The sequence below is a fragment of the Kitasatospora sp. NPDC003701 genome (genome assembly GCF_053587085.1).
Window position 1 is genome coordinate 1 of record NZ_JBSFNM010000084.1, and the last position, 20,604, is coordinate 20,604.

At 75.8% G+C, this 20,604-nt stretch carries 3 protein-coding genes; all 3 read right to left on the bottom strand.

All coding sequences use genetic code 11. The annotated features are described in order from the left end of the window. A partial coding sequence (locus tag ACWDRR_RS40635) for an amino acid adenylation domain-containing protein (RefSeq protein WP_449777339.1) occupies nt 1-10,963 on the bottom strand: 10,963 nt, incomplete at its 3' end. Next, nucleotides 10,960-19,689: an amino acid adenylation domain-containing protein gene (locus ACWDRR_RS40640; protein ID WP_449777340.1), complete on the bottom strand. Its 8,730-nt coding sequence runs from the start codon at nt 19,687-19,689 to the stop codon at nt 10,960-10,962. The genes ACWDRR_RS40635 and ACWDRR_RS40640, both read right to left, overlap by 4 nt. Before the next feature lie 5 nt (nt 19,690-19,694). Then, on the bottom strand, nt 19,695-20,498 hold the full coding sequence (locus ACWDRR_RS40645; protein ID WP_449777341.1) for an ABC transporter permease: 804 nt from the start codon (nt 20,496-20,498) through the stop codon (nt 19,695-19,697). Between the last annotated feature and the right edge of the window lie 106 nt (nt 20,499-20,604).

Genomic DNA, 20,604 nt, shown 5'->3' on the forward strand with positions numbered 1-20,604 from the left:
CCGCGGCGGCGTCCAGGACGAGCTGGTACGCCTCGCCGTCGGCCTCCGGGAAGACGGTGCGCAGGCTCTCGTGGCGCCGGACGAGGTCGTGCAGCGCCTGCCCCAGGGCCGTCACGTCGAGGGGCCCGCGCATCCGGGTGGCCATCGGGAGGTTGTAGGCCGAGGCGGTGTCACCGAACCGGTTGAGGAACCACAGGCGGCGCTGCGCGAACGACAGCGGCAGGCGCGCGGGGCGCGGCATCCGCCGCACGGCCGCCCGCGCCGCGCCGGCCGACGCCAGGGCCCGGGCGAGCCCGGCGACGGTCGGTGTCTCGAACAGGGCGCGCAGCGGCAGTTCGGTGCCGAAGACGCCGCGGACCCGGTTGACGACGGTCGTGGCCAGCAAGGAGTGCCCGCCGAGGGCGAAGAAGTCGTCCTCCGGTCCGACCGCCGCCAGCCCGAGCACGTCGGCGAACAGGCCGCAGAGGATCTCCTCCTGCGGGGTGCGCGGTGCGCGGCCCGCCGGGTCGGCGCCGAAGTCCGGTGCGGGCAGGGCCCTGCGGTCGAGCTTGCCGTTGGCGGTCAGCGGCAGGGCGTCCAGGACGACGATCGCCGCGGGGAGCATGTGGGCGGGGAGCCGGTCCGCGGCGTGGCGGCGCAGCTCGGCGGGGTCGACGCCCGGGCCGACGGCGTAGGCGACGAGCCTGCGGTCACCGGGACGGTCCTCCCGCACGACGGCGCAGGCCGACCCGACGCCGGGGTGGTCGGCGATCGCGGCCTCGACCTCCCCGAGCTCGATGCGGAAGCCGCGCAGCTTGACCTGGTCGTCGACCCGGCCCTGGTAGACGAGTTGCCCGTCGCGGGTCCACCGGGCCAGGTCGCCGCTGCGGTACATCCTCGAACCGGCCGGTCCGAAGAGGTCCGCGACGAAGCGCTCCGAGGTCGGCGCGGCGCGGCCGAGGTAGCCCCGGGCCAGACCGTCGCCGGCCAGGTACAGCTCACCGGTGACGCCCGGCGGCACCGGGTTCAGCGCGTCGTCGAGGACGTACAGCCGCGCGTTGGCCTGGGGGCGGCCGATCGGCACCGGTCCCGGTGCCAGGACCGTGCCGGGCTCGATGCGGTACTCGGCGCAGTTGACGGTCGCCTCGGTCGGGCCGTAGGTGTTCAGGACCGTCGCACCGGGGTGGCGAGCGCGCCACGGCGCCAGGGCCTCGGCGGTCAGCGCCTCGCCACCGACCAGGAGTTCGCCGCTCGGCGAGAAGTCGTCCGGCAGCGCGTCGAGCAGCGGCAGGTGGCTCGGCGTGCACTTGAGGAAGGACACCGGCCCGCGGTGCCCGGCGGGCAGGGCCGCGTGCTCCTCCTCCGCCAGCCCGCCGACCAGGACACGGCCGCCCGAGGCCAGCGCGGTGTAGAGCGCGGTCACGGTGAGGTCGAAGGAGACCGGGGTGTGCAGCAGGGTGGCGCCGCGCGCGCTGCCGTACTCGGCGGTCGTCCACCGCAGGTAGTCGACGACGCTGCGGTGTTCGACGACGACGCCCTTCGGCCTGCCGGTGGACCCGGAGGTGTAGATGACGTAGGCGGGGTTGTCCGGCCGCAGCGGGCGGATCCGGTCGGCGTCCGTCGGGTCGGCGCAGGCGCCGTCGGCGACGGCCCCGGCCTCGGTGAGCACGACGGCGGGCCGCGCGTCGTCGAGCATGAGGTCGATGCGCCGCCGCGGCAGGGCCGGGTCGATCGGCAGGTAGGCCGCGCCGGTCTTCAGCACCGCGAGCAGCGCGGTCACCAGCTCCGCCGACCTCGGCATCGTCAGCGCGACCACGTCCTCCGGGCCGATGCCGCGCGCGATCAGCGTCCTGGCCAGGTGGTTGGCGCGGCGGTGGAGTTCGCGGTAGGTGAGGACCGCGTCCGGCGCCACGACCGCGATCGCGTCCGGGGTGCGCGCGGCCTGCGCCTGGAGCAGCCCGGGGACGGTCCCGCCCGGCCGGCCGGCGCGCGGGGCGGTGCTCCACCCGCGGACGATCCGGTCGGTCTCGGCCGGTGAGAGGATCCCGATCCGGCTGATCGCCCGCTCGGGTTCGGCCAGCGCGCCGTCGAGGAACCGGACGAGGCGCGTCCGCAGGTCCTCGACGGTCTCGGGGTCGAACAGGTCGCGGCGGAAGCGGACCGTCCCGTCGATGCCGGCCGGCCCGCCGGCGGTGTGCCGTTCGGACAGGTCGAAGGCGAGGTCGAACTTGCAGGTGCCGGCTTCGACCGGCTCGATCGAGGCGGTCGCACCGGGCAGCTCCAGCTCGGCCCGCGCGGCGTTCTGGAACGCCAGCTCGACCTGGAACAGCGGGTGCCGGGCCGTGGACCGCGCCGGGTTGACCGCCTCCACCACGCGTTCGAACGGCACGTCCTGGTGGGCGTAGGCGGCGAGGTCGGTCCGCCGGACGCGTTCGACGAGCGCGCGCAGGCTCGGGTCCCCCGAGGTGTCCGTCCGCAGGACCAGGGTGTTGACGAAGAACCCGACGAGGTCGTCGAGGGCCTCGTCGGTGCGCCCGGCGATCGGACTGCCGAGCGGGATGTCGGTGCCGGCGCCGAGGCGGGTGAGCGTCGCGGCCAGCGCCGCCTGGACGACCATGAAGACGCTCGCTCCGCAGCTGCGGGCGAAGTCGGTGAGGCGGCGGTGCAGTTCGGCGGAGATCGCGACCGGGACGGCTCCGCCGGCCCGGTCGGCGACGGGCGGGCGCGGCCGGTCGAAGGGCAGCCGCAGCTGCTCGGGCGCACCGGCCAGGGCCTCCCGCCAGTAGGCCAGCTGACGGGTGATCAGGCTCTGCGGATCGGCTTCGTCGCCGAGGAGTTCGCGCTGCCACAGGGCGTAGTCGGCGTACTGGACCGGCAGCGGCGGCCGGTCGGGGGCGTGGCCGTCGAGCCGGCTGCGGTAGGCGGCGGCCAGGTCGCGGGCCAGCGGGGCCATCGACCAGCCGTCGGTGGCGATGTGGTGCAGCACCAGGAGCAGGACGTGGTCCTCGGGACCCTCCCGCAGCAGATACGGCCGGATCGGCAGGTCGTGCGCGAGGTCGATGTGCCGGGACACGGCCTCGGCGACCTCGGCGGCCTCGGTGAGCACGGGGACGGCGACCGGCGCCGGGGGCAGCACGAGCTGGGCCGGGACACCGTCGGTCTCCCGGAAGACGGTGCGCAGGCTCTCGTGGCGCTCGACGACGTCCGACAGGGCCGCGGCGAGCGCGGGCACGTCGAGGCCGCCGCGCAGCCGCAGCGCGATCGGGACGTTGTAGGCGGTGCTGGCCTCCAGGCGGTCGATGAACCACAGGCGGCGCTGCGCGTAGGAGAGCGGCAGCGGGTCGGGGCGCACGGCCGGACGCAGCGCCGGGCGGGCCGGGCCGGCCGAGCCGAGGCGGGCGGCGAGCCCGGCGACGGTCGGTGCCTCGAACAGCGCCCTGATCGGCAGCTCGGCGCCGCACACCGCCCGGATCCTGCTGATCAGCCGGGTCGCCAGCAGCGAATGGCCGCCGAGGGCGAAGAAGTCGTCGTCGATGCCGACCCGCGGAACGCCGAGCACCTCGGCGAACAGGTCGCCCAGGGTGGCCTCGTCGGCCGTGCGCGGCGCCCGGAAGGCCGTGCCGCCCGTGTAGTCGGGCGCGGGCAGCGCGCGGCGGTCCAGCTTGCCGTGCGCGGTCAGCGGCAGCGCGTCCAGGACCACGAAGGCCGACGGGACCATGTGGTCCGCGACGGCGCCGGCGAGGTACGCGCGCAGCCGCGCGGCGTCGACCTCCGCGGCGACGAGGTACGCGACCAGCCGCTTGTCCCCCGGCCGGTCCTCGCGCACGACGACCGCCGACCGGGCCACCCGCGGGTGCCGGTCCAGCACGGCCTCGATCTCCCCGGGTTCGATCCGGAACCCGCGGACCTTGACCTGGTCGTCGGCGCGTCCGACGAAGACGAGTTCGCCGTCCGGACCGCGCCGCGCGATGTCGCCGGTCCGGTACATCCTGGCCCCCGCCGCGCCGAACGGGTCGGCGACGAAGCGCTCCGAGGTCGTCCCCGGCCGCGCGAAGTACCCGCGGGCCAGGCCGCTGCCGGCGATGTGGACGTCCCCCGGGACGCCCTCCGGCACGGGGCGCAGCGCACTGTCGAGCAGGTAGACGCGCATGCCGTCGAGCGGCCCGCCGATCGGCACGGTGTCCGGGACGCCGTCCCCGGACCGCATCGGGTGGTGCGTCGCGAAGACCGTGGTCTCGGTCGGGCCGTAGCCGTTGGTGACGACCGTGTCCGGGCAGGCCTCCAGCACGCGGCGCACCGCCTCGGCCGGCACCACGTCACCACCGGTACGGACTTCGCGCAGCCCCGCGAAGCACTGCGGCTGCTCCTCCGCGAGCAGTCGGAACAGCCCCGAGGTGATCCACAGCCCGGTGATGCGGTGCTCGGCCAGCCGGCGGGCCAGGAGCGCGACGTCGGGTTCGCCGGGGGGCGCGACGACGATCTCGCCGGCGTTGAGCAGGGGCGGCCACCACTCCAGCACCGAGGCGTCCCAGGCGTGCGGCGAGTGGAACAGCACGCGCTCCTGGCTGCCGGTCCGCCAGCAGCCGTCGGCGGCGAACTCCGCGATGTTGCGGTGCGTGAGCCCGACCCCCTTGGGCACCCCGGTCGAGCCCGAGGTGTACATCACGCACGCCTGCTGCTCGGGGTGCACGGCGGGCAGCGCGACACCGGCCGCGTCCTGCGGATCGTCGAGGTCGACGACGAGGGTCCGCCGGCCGAGGCGCTCGGCGAGTTCGAGCAGTGCGGCATCGGTGAGGACGACCACCGACTCCGTCTCGTCGGCCATCAGCCGGAGCCGGTCCTGCGGGTAGCGGGCCTCCAGCGGCAGGTAGGTGCCGCCGGCCTTCAGCACGGCCAGCACGGCGACGACCAGCTCGACCGAGCGTTCCAGGAGCACCGCGACCCGGCTCTCGGGGCGCACTCCCAGCGCGACCAGCCGACGGGCCAACCGGTCGGCGGCGCGGTCGAGTTCGCGGAAGGTGAGGGTCCGTCCGCCGTCGATGCCCACCGCGGGCCGGTCGGCCGTGGCCGGATCGGCGGCGATCTGCGCGAAGCGCTCGGTGACGGTCAGCGGGCCCGGCGGCAGGTGGTGCGGCGGCCACGGCCCGAGCAGTTGCCGCCGCTCCCGGGCGGTCCGCAGGTCGACGGCTCCGACGGCCGGGTCACCGCCGGCGGTGAACAGGTCGAGCAGCGCGTCCAGACGGGCGAGGAGGGCCCCGGCCGATGCCGCGCCGATGCCCGCCGGGTCGTGGTCGAGGTGGATCCGCAGGGAGGCGCCGGGCACGACCGTGAGCGTCAGCGGGTAGTGCGTGGCGTCGATCGCGGAGATGCCGGTGGTGCGCAGCCGCGCCGTCCACGGCAGGTTCTCCTGGTCCAGCGGGTAGGTCTCCACGACGGTGAGCGTGTCGAACAGCTCGCCGTGCCCGGTGCTGCGCCGGATCTCGGTCAGGCCGAGGTGGTGGTGCGCCATCAGCTCGGACTGCTCGCGCTGCACGCGGGTCAGCAGCTCGCCCAGGTGCTCGGCGGGGTCGAGCCGCACGCGCACCGGCAGGGTGTTGATGAACAGGCCGATCATGCCCTCGATGCCGCCGATCTCCGGCGGGCGCCCGGACACCGTGGCGCCGAAGACCACGTCGTCGCGGCCGGTGGTCAGCGAGAGCAGCAGCGACCAGAGGCCCTGGACGAGCGTGTTGAGCGTGATGCCGTGGGCCCGGGCGCGGGCGAGGACGGCGGCCGTGCGCTCGGGGGTCAGCGTCAGGACGAGACGCTCGGGCACCGCCGCCGCGCGGGTCGCGTCCGCCGCGGCGACCAGGGTGGGCTCGTCGAAGCCGTCGAGCGCGGCGCGCCACGCGGCGTGCGCGGCCGCCCGGTCCTGCCGGGCGAGCCAGGCCAGGTAGTCCGCGTAGGGGGTGACCGGCGGCAGTGCGCCGTCGTCGCCGTCGCTCTCGTAGAGGGCGAACAGCTCCTGCGCGAGGATCGGCATCGACCAGCCGTCGAGCAGGATGTGATGGTTGGTCAGGACGATCCTGGTGCCGAGCACCAGCGCGCGGACCAGCGGCGGCGCCGCCAGGTCGAAGCGGTCGGCCCGGTCCTGCGCCAGCAGCCGGTCGTACTCGTCGGGGTCGGCCTCCCGTACCGGGAAGGCCACCCGCTCCGGCGGCAGCACGCACTGCACCGACTCGCCGCTCGGCGTGCGCCGGAAGGCGGTGCGCAGGTTGGCGTGGCGGCGCAGCAGGGCGTCGCCGGCGCGGCGCAGCCGGTCGGCGTCGACCGGGTCGGCGAAGTCGAAGACGATCTGGACGGTGTAGACGTCCGGCGCGTCCTCGTCGAACAGGGCGTGGAACAGCAGGCCGGACTGGAGCGGCGCCAGCGGCAGGATGTCCTGGAGGCCCGGTTCGAGGGCTTCGAGGTCCTCGATGTCCTGCTGGGTGACGTGCACCAGCGGCACGTCCGACGGCGTCCGGCCGCCCTCCGGCGCGGCGTCGGCCAGCTCGGCCAGTGACCTGCTCCACGCCTCGGCGAGGTCGCGGACCTCGCCCTCGCCGAGGATGTCCCCGGGCCAGGACCAGGTGGCGCGCAGCGTCGGGCCGTCCGGTCCGTCGAGCACGTAGGCGTTGACGGACAGGACGTGCGGCACCGGCAGCTCGGCGTCGGCGCCGCCGCCGAGGCCGCCGACCAGGGACCACGGCTCGCCGGAGCTCCGGCCGACCGACAGCCGCCCGAGGTAGTTGAAGCCGACCCGGGCGCCCGGCAGGCCGGCCAGCGCAGGGGCGGTCTCCGGGTTGAGGTGGCGGAGCAGGCCGTAGCCGAGGCCGCGGCCGGGGGCCGCCCGGAGCTGTTCCTTGATCCGTTTCAGCGCGGCGGCCGGACCGCCGGTGCCCGGGACCAGCCGCACCGGGTGGATCTGGGTGAACCATCCGACGGTGCGCGCCAGGTCGGTCGGGACGCCGATCTCCTCGCGGCCGTGGCCTTCGAGGTCGACCAGCAGCTCGCCGCCGACGGCCAGGGCGAGGGCGGTCAGCAGGACGTCGTCGACGGTGGCGTGGAAGGCCGCCGGGACCGTGGTGAGGAGGTCCGCGCCGGGGATCGAGAGCTCCAGCGAGTTCACCGCGGCGACCGTGTCGCGCAGCGGGTCGAGCTCGCGGCCGCCGAGCCGGATGCCGGTCCCGGTCAGCGTCCGGAGCCAGTACGGGAGTTCGCCGGCGCGCCGGCCGGCCTCCTCGGCCAGGAGCCCGGCCCAGGTGCGCAGCGACGTCCCGACCGGCTCCAGCGCCGTACCGGCGACCGCCGCGGCCAGGTCGGGCAGCAGGATCCGCCACGACACCCCGTCCACGGCGAGGTGGTGCGCGGCGATCAGCAGCCGGCCGGCCCGCCCGGGGCCGGCGTCGAGCCAGGTCGCCGCGAGCATGACGCCGGCTTCGGGCGCCAGGCGCTTCCGGGTGGACTCGGCGCGGTCCGCGACCAGCCGGTCCAGCCGGTCCTCGTCGGCCGCCGAGGCGTCCACCCGCTCCAGGACGGCGCCGACGTCCACGCCGCCCCGGGCCGCCACGCTCAGCGCCCAGGGCGCGTCCGACGGCCGGGTCAGCCGCAGCCGCAGTGCGTCGTGGTGGTCCACCACGGTGGCCAGCGCGTCGGCCAGGACGGCGGCGGTGAGCCCGGGCGGTGTGCGGACGGTGGCGCTCTGGCAGAACCCGTCGACCGGGCCCGGCTGCCCGGCCAGCCAGTGCACCACCGGCAGCAGGGCGACCTCGCCGGTCCCGGCGCCCCGCTCCTCGGTGACCGGCTCCGCGCGCACCGCCACCCGGGCGCTCAGCCGGGCGACCGTCCCGGCCTCGAACACGTCGCGCGGGGTGAACCGCAACCCGGCCGCCCGGGCCCGGCTGACCAGCTGGATCGAGATGATGCTGTCGCCGCCGAGTTCGAAGAAGTTGTCGTCGACGCCGACCACGGGGGCACCTCCCGGCCGTGGGCCGGGGGAGAGCCCGAGCACCTGCGCGAACAGCTCGCACAGCGCCGCCTCGACGGGGCTCGACGGCGCCCGGCCCGCGGGCCCGGCGGTGGCCGGTGCGGGTGCCGGCAGCGCGCGTCGGTCGATCTTCCCGCCCGGGGTCAGCGGGAGCCGGTCCAGGACCTCGATCGCCCAGGGCACCATGTACTCCGGCAGCCGGGCGGCGACGTGGTCGCGTACGGCGGCCCTGTCCGGGGTCGCCCCGTCGGCGGCCACCAGGTGGGCGGCCAGCCGCCGTACCCCGGGGCGGTCCTCGCGGACGGTGACGACCGCCTGGGCGACGTCGGGGTGCGAGGTGAGCGCCGTCTCGATCTCGCCGGGTTCGATCCGGAACCCGCGGATCTTCACCTGGTCGTCGGAGCGCCCGCAGTAGACCAGGTTGCCGTCCTCGGTCCAGCGCGCCAGGTCGCCGGTCCGGTACATCCGCCCGCCCGGCCCGCCGCCCGGCCCCGGGCGGCTCCCGGCCGCGCCGAACGGATCGGCGACGAACCGGTCCGCGGTCAGGCCGGGCCGGTGGAGGTAGCCGCGCGCCAGGCCCGCGCCGGCGATGTACAGCTCGCCGACGACGCCGACCGGGACGGGGCGCAGGCCCGCGTCGAGGACGTGGACGCGGGTGTTCACGATCGGCCGCCCGATCGGCGGGGCGCCGCCGCCGACGATCGGATCGCTGGTGGTGGCCATCACGGTGGCCTCGGTCGGCCCGTAGGCGTTGACCATGCGGCGCCCGCCGGCCCAGCGCGCCACCAGGTCGGCGCCGCACGCCTCGCCGCCGACGATCAGCGAGCGGAAGTCCGGCAGGTCGTCGCCCGTGATGCCGGCCAGGGCCGCCGGGGAGATCAGGGCGTGGGTGATCCGCAGCTCGGCCAGGACGTCGGCCAGCGCCTGCCCCGCCAGTGTCCCCGGCGCCGGGACGCACAGGCACGCCCCGGCGGCGAAGGTCATGCAGACCTCCAGGACGGAGGCGTCGAAGCCGGCCGAGGCGAACTGCAGGACCCTGCTGTCCGCGGTGACGTCGAAGCGGTCCAGCTCGGCCGCCGCGAAGCCGGGGATCCCGGCGTGGGTGACCACGACGCCCTTGGGACGCCCGGTCGAACCGGAGGTGTGGATGACGTAGGCGGGGTGCGCCGCCAGCAGCGGCGCACGGCGGTCGGCGTCGGTGAGGTCGGTGTCCGGGGCGGCGGCCAGCTCGGCGGCGAGGGCCGGTCCGAGGACCAGCCGCCGGTCGGCCGGCGCCAGTTCGGCGGTCTCGGCAGCGGTGACCACGAGGACCGGCGCGGCGTCCGCGAGGACGAGGTCGATGCGCTCCCGCGGGTGGGCCGGGTCGACCGGCAGGTAGGCGGCGCCCGACTTCAGGACGGCGAGCAGCGCCACGATCAGATCGGTCGAGCGCGGCAGGGCGAGGGCGACGATCGTCTCCGGTCCGGCCCCGCGGGCGACGAGCAGCCGGGCCAGCCGGTTGGCGGCGGCGTTGAGCCCGGCGTAGCTGAAGGTGTCCGGGTGGCCGGTCAGGGCGATCGCGTCGGGGGTGGCGGCGGCCCGCGTTTCGAGCAGGCCGTGCATGGTCGTGGCCGGTACGTCGGCGGAGGTGTCGTTCCAGCCGTGCAGGAGTTGTTCGCGCTCGTCCGCGGGCATCGCGTCGAGCCGGCCCACCGGCACGTCCGGGTCGGCGACCAGGGCGCGCAGCAGGGTCTCGAACCGCCCGGCCAGCCGCTCGGCCCGCGCACGCCCGACGAGGTCGGCGCGGTGGTCGAGCAGCACCCGGATCCGCTCGCCCGGCAGCACCACCAGGGTGACCGGGTAGTGCGTCGCGTTGTTCGCCTCCTCCAGGGCGACGCCCAGCCCGGCGACGGGGTCGCCGGAGACGTCCAGGAAGGTCTCGACGACGGTGAGCGTGTCGAAGAGTTCGCCGTGCCCGGTGAGCCGCTGGAGGTCGGCCAGGCCGATGTGCTGGTGGGCCAGCAGCCGGGACTGCTCCTCCTGGATCCGCTCCAGGAGGCGGCCGACCGGCTCCGCCGGGTCCAGGCGGACCCGCACCGGCAGCGTGTTGATGAACAGGCCGACCATCGTCTCGACCCCCGCCACCTCCGGCGGGCGCCCGGACACGGTGGTGCCGAACACGACGTCGTCGCGGCCGGTCATGAGCGACACCGTCAGGGCCCAGGCCCCCTGGACCAGGGTGTTGAGGGTCAGGCCGCGCTCCCGGACGCAGCGCCGGACGGCGGCGCCGGTCGCGTCGTCGAGGTCGAGGGTGAGGCGCTCGGGCACCGCGGCCGGTCGTGCCCGGTCCGCCGGGGCCAGCAGGGTGGGCCCGTCCACGCCGTCGAGGGCCGCGCGCCAGGCGTCCAGTGCGGCGGGCCGGTCCTGGCGGCCCAGCCAGGCCAGGTAGTCGCGGAACGGCGTGGCCGGAGGCAGCGCGGTGTGGCGCCCGCCGGCCGCGTAGTGGGCGAAGAGCTCCTGGGCGACCAGCGGCATCGACCAGCCGTCGAGCAGGATGTGGTGGTTGGTCAGCACCAGGCGGTGCAGCAGCGGCCCGAGCCTGAGCAGCAGCGCGCGCAGCAGCGGCGGACGTCCGGTGTCGAAGCGCCGGGCGCGGTCCTCGGCCAGCAGGCGCCGCGACTCGGCGTCCGGCGTGGCGTGCCCGGTGAGGTCGACGACCTCGAAGGGCAGCTCGACGCCGGTCGCGACCACCTGCACCGACTCGCCGTTCTTGCGCCGGCGGAACCCGGCGCGCAGGTTCGGATGGCGGTCGAGCAGGGACGCCGCGGCCCGGCGCAGGCGCCCGACGTCGAGGTCGCCCTCCAGTCGCAGCACGAACTGGACGGTGTAGACGTCGTCCGCGCCGTCGTCGAACAGCGCGTGGAAGAGCATGCCGGACTGCACGGGAGTCAGCGGCAGGACGTCCTCGAAGCGCGGCTTCCTGGTCCCGGTCTCGGTCATCGGAGGTCTCCCCACTCGGCGTCGAGCTCGTCGGCCAGCTCGTCGATCTCGTCCTGGGTGATGGCGACCAGGTCGAGGTCGGACGGTGTGTAGCCGCCGCCGGAGCATCCGGCGAGGTCGGTCAGTGCGGTGGTCCAGGCCGTGGCGATGCGCCCGACCTCCGCGCCGGTCAGCAGGCCGCCCGGCCAGGCCCAGGTCGCCGAGAGGGTCGGGCCGTCCGGGCCGTCGAGGGTGACGGCGTTGATCTCGATCGCGTGTGCCACGGTCAGCTCCTGGTCCGCGCCGCCCCCGATGCCGCCGATCAGCGACCACCCGTCCGGCGAGCTCCGGCCGGCCGACACGCGGCCGAGGTAGTTGAACCCGATCGGCGCGGGCGGGAGTCCGGCCAGCGCCGGGGCGGTCCGCGGGTCGAGATGGCGCAGGAGTCCGTAGCCGAGGCCGCGACCGGGGACGGCGCGCAGCTGTTCCTTGACGTTCTTCAGCGCGGTGTCCGGTTCCTCCGAGCCGGGGACCAGCCGGACGGGGTACAGCGTCGTGAACCAGCCCACCGTCCGGGACAGGTCGGTCGGCGTGCCGAGTTCCTCCCGGCCGTGGCCCTCCAGGTCGACGAGCGTCTCCCCGCCGACCGCCAGCGCCAGCGCGGTGAGCAGCACGTCGTCCACGCTCGCGTGGTACGCCTCGGGCAGCGTCGTCAGAACGGCCTCGGTGACCGCCGCCGGCACGTGCACGGTCAGGGAGTCGAGCGTCGCCACCGTGTCGCGCCCGTCGACGGCCCGTCCGGCGACGGCCGTGCGCGGGCCGGCCAGGGTGGCCCGCCAGTGGGCGAGTTCGCCGCTGCGGTCCTCGGCGGCCAGCAGGGACGCCCAGGTCCGCAGCGACGTCCCGACCGGCGCGAGCTCCTCGCCTGCGACCGCTGCGGCGAGGTCGGGGATCAGGATCCGCCATGACACCCCGTCCACGGCCAGGTGGTGGATCACCAGCTCCAGCCGGGCGCCGTCCCACCGCGCCGCGAGCATCCGGCCGTCGGCCGGGGAGAGCCGCTCGGCGGGATCACCGTCGGTGAGCCCCACGGCGACCGTTCCCCGCTGCTGCACCACGAGCCGCCCGCCGGAGTACCTCAGCCGCAGGGCGTCGTGGTGGTCGACGAGCGCGGTGAGCGCGCCCGTCAGCACGTCGGCGGTCAGCCCGCCGGGCGTCGACAGCGTCACCGCCTGGCGGAAGGCGCCGATCGGCCCGGGCTGCTCCATCAGCCGCCGCATGATCGGCAGCGGGAGGACCTCACCCGTCCCCGCGTCCGGATCCTCCGTGACGGCCGCACCGGCCCGGCCGACCCGCTCGGCCAGTCGCGCGACCGTCCTGGTCTCGAAGACGTCGCGGGGCGTCAGGACGAAGCCGGCCGTCCGCGCCCGGCTGACCAGCTGGATCGAGCTGATGCTGTCGCCGCCGAGGGCGAAGAAGCTGTCGTCGACGCCGACCGCCGGCAGCCCCAGCACCTGGCCGTACAGGGCGCACAGCGCCGCCTCGACCGGGGTGCCCGCGGCGCGGCCGTCCGACCGGGCCCCGTGGTCCGGTGCGGGCAGGGCCCGGCGGTCGAGCTTGCCGCTCGGCGACAGCGGCAGCTCCTCGACGGTCATGACCACCGCGGGCACCATGTGGTCGGGCAGGGTCGCGGCGAGGTGCTCGCGCAGGGCGTCGACGTCCACCGCCGCTCCGGCCCGCGGGACGACGTAGGCGACCAGCCTCTTCGCACCGGGGCGGTCATCGCGCGCGACCACGGCCGCCCGGCCGACTCCGGCGAACCGCGTGACGGCGCTCTCGATCTCGCCGGGCTCGATCCGGAACCCGCGGATCTTCACCTGGTCGTCGCACCGTCCGGCGTAGAGCAGGACGCCCTCGTCGGTCCACCGGCCCAGGTCGCCGGTGCGGTACAGCCGCGACCCCGGAGGTCCGTACGGGTCGGCGACGAAGCGCCCGGCGGTGAGGCCCGGTCGGTTCAGGTAGCCGCGCGCGAGCTGGACGCCGGCGAGGTACAGCTCGCCGGTCACCCCCGGTGCCACCGGCCGCAGGGCGCCGTCGAGGACGAGGACGCGGGTGTTGGCGACCGGCCGCCCGATCGGCACCGACTCCCCCGTGTCGCCGCGCCGGCATTCCCAGTGCGTCACGTCGACCGAGGCCTCGGTCGGGCCGTACAGGTTGTGGAGCGCGGCCCCGGCGAGGACCGCGTGGAAACCGGTCCGCGTCTCGACCGGCAGCGCCTCGCCGGAGCAGATGACGCGGCGCAGCCCGGTGCAGGTCGCGGCGGCCGGCTCCAGCAGGAAGGCCTGGAGCATCGACGGCACGAAGTGCACCGTCGTGACGCGCTGCTCGTCGATCAGCGCGGCGAGGTACGCCGGGTCCCGGTGGCCCTCCGGCTCGGCGACCACGAGCGTCGCGCCGGTCATCAGGGGCCAGAAGAACTCCCAGACCGACACGTCGAACCCGGACGGCGTCTTCTGCAGCACCCGGTCCGCCGCGGTGAGTCCGTACTCGGCCTGCATCCAGCCGAGGCGGTTGACGATGCCGGCGTGCGGGACGACGACGCCCTTGGGCCGGCCGGTCGAGCCGGAGGTGTGGATGACGTAGGCGGGGTGCGCCGGCAGCAGCGGGGCCCGGCGCTCGGCGTCGGTGACGTCCGACTCCGGGTAGGCCCGCAGGTGGGCGGGGAGCGCCGGATCGTCGAGGCGGATCCGGTCGGCGCCCTCGACGAGGCCGCTGGTCCCGGCGGTGGTCAGGACGACCACCGGGGCGGCGTCCGCCAGCAGGTGGTCGATGCGCTCGCGCGGGTAGCCGGGGTCGATCGGCAGGTAGGCGGCGCCGGACTTCAGGACGGCGAGCAGCGCGACGACGAGCGCGGTGGAGCGCGGGAGCGCCACGCCGACGATCGTCTCCGGCCCCGCGCCGCGCGAGACCAGCAGGCGGGCCAGCCGGTTGGCGCGCCCGTTGAGCTCGCGGTAGGACAGCGACTCCGGGCCGAGGACGACGGCCTCGGCCTCGGGGGTCCGGGCGGCCTGCTGCTCGATCAGCCCGGGGAGCGTGCCGAGGGGCAGCCGGGCCGCCGTGGCGTTCCAGCGGGTCAGGACGGCCTCCCGCTCGGCCCCGGTCACCGTCTCCAGCCGCCCGACGCACGGGTCCTCGCCGCTGAGCAGCGTGCGCACGAGCGCCTCCAGCCGCCCGAGCAGCAGTCGCGCGTCCTCGACCGGGACCCGGCCGGGGTGGTGGTCGAGGTGCAGCCGCAGCACCGGACCGCCGGGGATGGTGACGAGCGAGAGCGGGTAGTGCGTGGCGTCCCGGACGGTGATCTCGCCGACGCGCAGGCCGGCCACCTCGGGCAGGCCCGCGGGATCCAGCGGGTAGGTCTCGACGACGGTGAGCGTGTCGAACAACTCGCCCTGGCCGACGGCCCGCTGGATCTCGGTCAGGCCGAGGTGGTGGTGCGCGAGCAGGCGCGTCTGCTCCTGCTGGATCCGGGTCAGCAGGGCGCCGAGCCGCTCGGCCGGGTCCAGGCGCACCCGGACCGGCAGGGTGTTGATGAACAGGCCGATCATGCCCTCGACCCCGGGCAGTTCGGCCGGGCGTCCGGACACCGTCGTTCCGAAGACCACGTCGTCGCGGCCGGTGGTCCGGGACAGGAGCAGGGACCAGAGGCCCTGGACGAGCGTGTTGAGGGTGATGCCGTGCTCCCGCGCGCAGCGCCGGACCGCCTCGCCGTCCAGCTCCATCGTGAGGCGGTCCGGGACGGCGACTCCCGCGCGGCCCGGGGCGAGGATCGTGGGTTCGTCGAGGCCGTCCAGGGCCGCCCGCCAGGCGGCGCCGGCCTCGGCGCGGTCCTGGCGCGCCAGCCGGGCGAGGTGGTCGCGGTAGGGGGCGGCGTCGGGGAGCTCGGCGCCGGTGTAGAGGGCGAACAGCTCCCGCGCGAGCAGCGGCATCGACCAGCCGTCCAGCAGGATGTGATGATTGGTCAGGACGAGGCGGTGGCGGTCCGCCGCCTCGCGCACGAGCAGGACGCGCAGCAGCGCGGGGGCCGCCGGATCGAAGCGGCGGGTGCGCTCGGAGTCGATCAGGGACGGGTCGGCGGTCGTGCTGAACTCGACCGGGGCGGTCGGCAGCACCACCTGGACCGGCTCGCCGCCGTCGCGGTGGACGAACGCCGAGCGCAGGTTGGGATGCCGGTCGACGAGCCGCCGGACGGCACCGCGCAGCCGGGCCTCGTCGAGTTCGCCCAGGAGCTCGAAGGCGAACTGGACGGTGTAGACGTCCTGCTCGTCGAACATCGCGTGGAACAGCAGCCCCGCCTGCAGCGGCGTCAGCGGCAGCACGTCCTCCAACCGCGGGTACCGCCGCTCCAGTTCCTCGATCTCGGCCTGCCCGACGGCGACGAGCCCGAAGTCCGACGGTGTGTGCCCGCCGGCCTCGCCGGCCAGCGCCGTCAGCGCCCGGACCCAGCGCCCGGCGAGGGCGGCGGCGTCGGGCCCGGTCCAGGTCGCCGACAGGACCGCGCCCCCGGGGCCGTCCACCGTGACGGCGTTGATCTCCAGGGCGTGCCCGCCGGGCGGGTCACCGGCGCCCAGGGCGGTCACGGACCACGGCCGGTCGGTGTCGCCGGCGATCCGGCCGAGGTAGTTGAAGGCGACCCGCGGCTGCGGGTACCCGGCGAACGACCCGGCCGTCCCGGGGTTCAGATGACGCAGGAGTCCGTAGCCGAGCCCGTCGCCGGGGACGGCGCGCAGCTGCTCCTTCACGCGCTTCAGCGGGCCGCCGTCGAGCAGGACCGGATGCATGGCGGTGAACCAGCCGGTGGTGCGGGACAGGTCCACCGACGCGTCGCCCGGGTGCCGGCCGTGGCTCTCCAGGGTCACCAGGGTCGGGGTGTCGAAGGTCATGCCGAGCGCGGTCAGCAGGACGTCGTCCGGATCGGCGTGGAACGCCGCCTGCACGCCGGCCACCAGCTCGGCCTCGACCGTGACGGTGACCGACTCGGGCTCGCCGGCCGGTTCGGGGGCCCGCTGACCGGAGAGCACGTCCAGCCAGTACGGCAGTTCGGCCGCGCGACCGGGCGACCGGGCCTCGTCGCGCAGCATCGCCGACCAGGTCCGCAGCGAGGTGCCGATCGGCTGGAGCGGCGCACCGTCGACCGCCGCGGCCAGGTCGTCCAGCAGGATCCGCCAGGAGACGCCGTCGACCGCCAGGTGGTGCACGGCCATCAGGAGCCGCCCCGGCCGGCCGGGGCCCGCGTCGAGCCAGGCCGCCGCCACCACCCGGCCGTGCTCCGGTGCCAACGAGGCACGCAGCGCGGCCGTCCGGGCGCCGGCGACCGCGTCCGGGTCGCCGGCGCGGACCTCGAACCGGGTGAGCACGCCCGCGGGATCGACGCTTCCGCGCGGCGCGACGGTCAGGGTCCACCCGCCACCGCCGCGCGCTCCCGTCCGCAGGCGCAGCGAGTCGTGGTGGTCGAGCAGGACGCCGAAGGCCCGGGTGAGCGCTTCGAAGGTCAGCCCGGCCGGGGTGGTGACCGCCACGCTCTGGCAGAACCCGCCGATGTCGTCCCGCTGTTCGGCGAGCCAGTGCACCACCGGCAGGGGCTCGACCTCACCGGTTCCGGCGTCCCGGTCCTCGACGACGCGGCCGGCGCCGTCGGCGGCGACGCGCGGGGCCAGACGGGCGACCGTCCTGGCCTCGAACACGTCGCGCGGGGTGAGGACCAGCCCCGCCGCGCGGGCCCGGCCGGCCAGCTGGATCGCGACGATGCTGTCCCCGCCGACGTCGAAGAAGCTGTCGTCGATGCCGAACTCCGGTACGCCCAGCGTCTGCGCAAACAGCTCGCACAGCGTCCGCTCCAGTGCGGTGCGCGGCCGGCGGCCTCCCGGCGCGACGGCGTGGTCGGGCGCGGGCAGGGCCCGGCGGTCCAGCTTGCCGCTCGGGTTCAGCGGCAGCCGGTCGAGCACCGTGACGGCGGCCGGGACCATGTACCCGGGCAGGCGGTCGGCGGCGTACTCGCGCAGCCGCGCCGCGTCCGGCCGCGCTCCGGCGGCGCCGACGACGTAGCCGACCAACTGCTTGACCCCGGGCCGGTCCTCCCGCGCGACGACCGCCACCCGGGCGACGTCCTCGTGCGCGGCCAGCACCGCCTCGATCTCGCCGAGTTCGATGCGGAACCCGCGGACCTTCACCTGGTCGTCGGTGCGCCCGAGGCAGACCAGCCGGCCGTCCTCGGTCCACCTGGCGGAGTCGCCGGTGCGGTACATCCGCGACCCCGGAGGTCCGTACGGGTCGGCGACGAAGCGCTCGGCGCTCAGCCCGGGGCGCCCGAGGTAGCCGCGCGCCACCCCGGCCCCGGCGATGTGGAGCTCGCCGGTCGCGCCGACCGGGACGGGACGCAGGGCGGCGTCGAGCACGTAGGCGCGGGCGTTGGAGACGGGGCGCCCGATGGGGGGCACCGGGGGGCGCTCGCCGTCGGAGAACCAGAACGCCGAGTAGACCGTCGCCTCGGTCGGTCCGTAGATGTTGGCGATCTCGGCGCCGTCCACGGCGGCGGAGATCTCCTCGACGGCGCGCGCGGACAGCCCCTCGCCGGCCAGCACCACGACGTCGGCCGAGGCCTTGACCTCGCCGCGGGCCAGCAGTTCGGCGAACGCCGACGGCACCCCGCTGATCAGGCTGCCCGACCAGCCGCCCGCCGGCAGTTCGGCGAGCGCCAGCAGATCGCGCACGACGTCGACGCTGCCGCCGCAGGTCAGCGGGGCGAACAGCTCGAAGACCGAGACGTCGAAGCTGAGCGAGGTCGCCGCCAGCACCCGGGCGAACTGCCGCTCGGTGAAGGCCTCGTGGGCCCAGCGGAGCAGGTTGACCGCGTTGGCCTGGGAGACCACCACCCCCTTGGGCGTGCCGGTCGAGCCCGAGGTGTGGATCACGTAGGCGGCGTGGCCGGGCAGCAGCGGGGCCCGGCGCTCGGCGTCGGTGAGGTTCGCCCCGGACAGGCCCGAGAGGTTCCCGGACGCGACCGCGTCGTCGAGCACGAGCACCGGTCCGCCGTCCGCGAGCATGAAGTCCCGGCGCTCGCGCGGGTGGTGGGGATCGATCGGCAGGTAGGCGGCGCCGGACTTCAGGACGGCGAGCAGCGCGACGACCATCTCGGCCGACCGGGACACGGTCACCGCGACGAACCGTTCGGGCGCCGCGCCCTCGGCGACCAGCCGCCGGGCCAGGCGGTTGGCGCGCGCGTTGAGTTCGGCGTAGGTCAGCGACGTCCCGCCGTGGGTGACGGCGGTGCGGTACGGGGTGCGCGCGGCCTGGGCCTCGAAGAGCGCCGCCGTCGTGGTCGCGGGGGCGGCGGACGTCGTCGCGTTCCAGGTGACGAGCAGCCGCTCGCGCTCGGCTCCGGTGACGGCGTCGACCCGGCCGACGCGCCGGCCGGGGTCGGCGGCGAAGGCCTCCAGCACGGCCAGGAACCGGTCCTGGTGCGCGGCGAGGGCCCGTTCGTCGTAGCGGCCGGGGTGGCCGCCGAACTCGATGTCGAGGGCGCCGTCCCCGGCGCGGCCGTCGACGACGACGGACAGGTCCTCGACCGGCCCGCCGGCCAGGTTGGCCACGGTGGCCCGGCTCCCGGCGAAGTCCAGGACGTGGTCGAGCATCACGATGTTGAGCCGCGGGCCGAGCAGGCGGTGGTCGGTGCCCGGCAGACCGAGGTCCTTGGCGAGCTCCTCGAAGGGGTACCGCTGGTGCCGCAGCGAGGCGTGCAGCTCCCCGGCGCCCGCCGCGACGAGGTCGGCGACGCGCTGCGCGGGGTCCACCGCCAGGCGCAGCGGCACGACGTTCGAGACCATGCCGGGGATCCGGCGGCCGTCGCGGCCCGGCCGGGCCGCGACCGGCAGGCCGAGCACCACGTCCTCGCTGCCGGCCGCGCAGTGCAGGTAGGCCGCGGTGGCCGCGACCACGGCGGCCGGCCACCCGACCCCCGCCTCGCGGGCCAGTCCGCGCAGCCGCCCGCTCTGCGCGGGGCCCAGCCGGACGGTGCGCCGCACCAGCTCGTGCGGCATCGCGGTCGGCCGCCCCGCGAGACCGGCCGCGGCGGGCAGGCCGGGCGCGGCGGGCAGTTCGGGCGCGGCCGGCAGATCGGCGTAGCGCTCCGTCCAGTAGGCACGGTCACGGGCGTGGCGGGGGGAGCTCCGGTACTCCGTCTCCAGCTCGACGAGCCGCGACAGCGGTCCGAACGCCGCCGGCGCGGGTGCCGCGCCGCGCAGGAAGGCGGAGTACAGCTCGGCGACGCGGCGCTCGATCAGGACGATGCTCAGTCCGTCGACGAGCAGGTGGTGATAGCGCTGGTACCAGACGTGGCGGTCGTCGGCGGTCCTGATCAGGGCGAAGCGGAACAGCGGGTCGGTGCGGGGGTCGATCGCGCGGGTGTGCTCGGCGTGCATCCAGCGGTCGGCCGCGGCGTCGTCGTCGACCCCGATGACGGCGAGCGACCAGTCGACGGTGTCCCGGACGACCTGGAGCGGGGCGTCGTCGGTGCCGACGATCCGGATCCGCAGCGCGTCGGTCTCCGCGACGACCTGGCGAAGGGCCCGTTCGAGGACGCCCGCGTCCACCGGCCCGTCGATGCGCACGCACTCGGCGAGGTTGTAGGCGGGGTTGCGCGGGTCCAGGCGCTGCGCGAACCAGATGCCGGACTGCGCCCGCGTCAGCTCCATGGCGCTCACCGGTTGACCGCCGATCGCCCGGCCCGGATCGCCAGCGGCACCAGCACGGCGAGCATCAGCAGGATCAACGCGGGTGCCAGCAGCACCGCTCGGCGCTCGGGGAAGGCGAGGTGCGTGGTGACCGCGGCCTCGTCGCCGAACAGCCGGCGCACCGCGGCCGCGACCACGCTGATCGGGTTCCACTCGCAGACCGCGCGCAGCCAGCCGGGCAGGCGGTCGAGCGGGATGAAGGCGCTGGACAGGAACGTCAGGGGCATGACGATCAGGAACGCCGTCGCGTTGACCGCCTCCGGTGTCCGCAGCGCCATGCCCATGAACGCGCCGAGCCAGGTCATCGCGTAGCCGAAGGCGATCAGGATCGCGAATCCGGCGAGGGCCGCCGGCAGTCCGTGGTGCACCCGCCAGCCGATCAGCAGCCCGACCGGTGCCATCAGCGCGCACGACACCACGGCCAGCGCCAGGTCCGCGGTGGTGCGGCCGATCAGCACGGCGCCGCGCGCGATCGGCAGCGAGCGGAACCGGTCCACCAGCCCGTTGCCCAGGTCGGCGGTCACCCCGAGCGCGGTGTTCGCGGCCGTGGAGAGCATCATCTGGGTGAAGATCCCGGCCATGATGTACTCGCGGTAGCTGCCCCCGGGCACCGTGATCACGCTGCCGAACAGGTAGCCGAAGACCCCGACGTAGGCCATCGGCATCACGGTCGTGCCGAGGAGCTTCTGCGGCACCCGGATCAGGTGCTTCACGTGCCGCCCGGCGAGCGCGTAGGCGTCGCCCGCGGTGTCCAACACGGCGCTGGTCACTGTGTATCAGTCCTTCACAAGGGTGATGGGCCCACCGGGTGGTGGCGGTGCCGAGGGGAGGTGGCCCCGGGGACGTGGTGGCGCTACGAGGTGGCGGCGCTTCGAG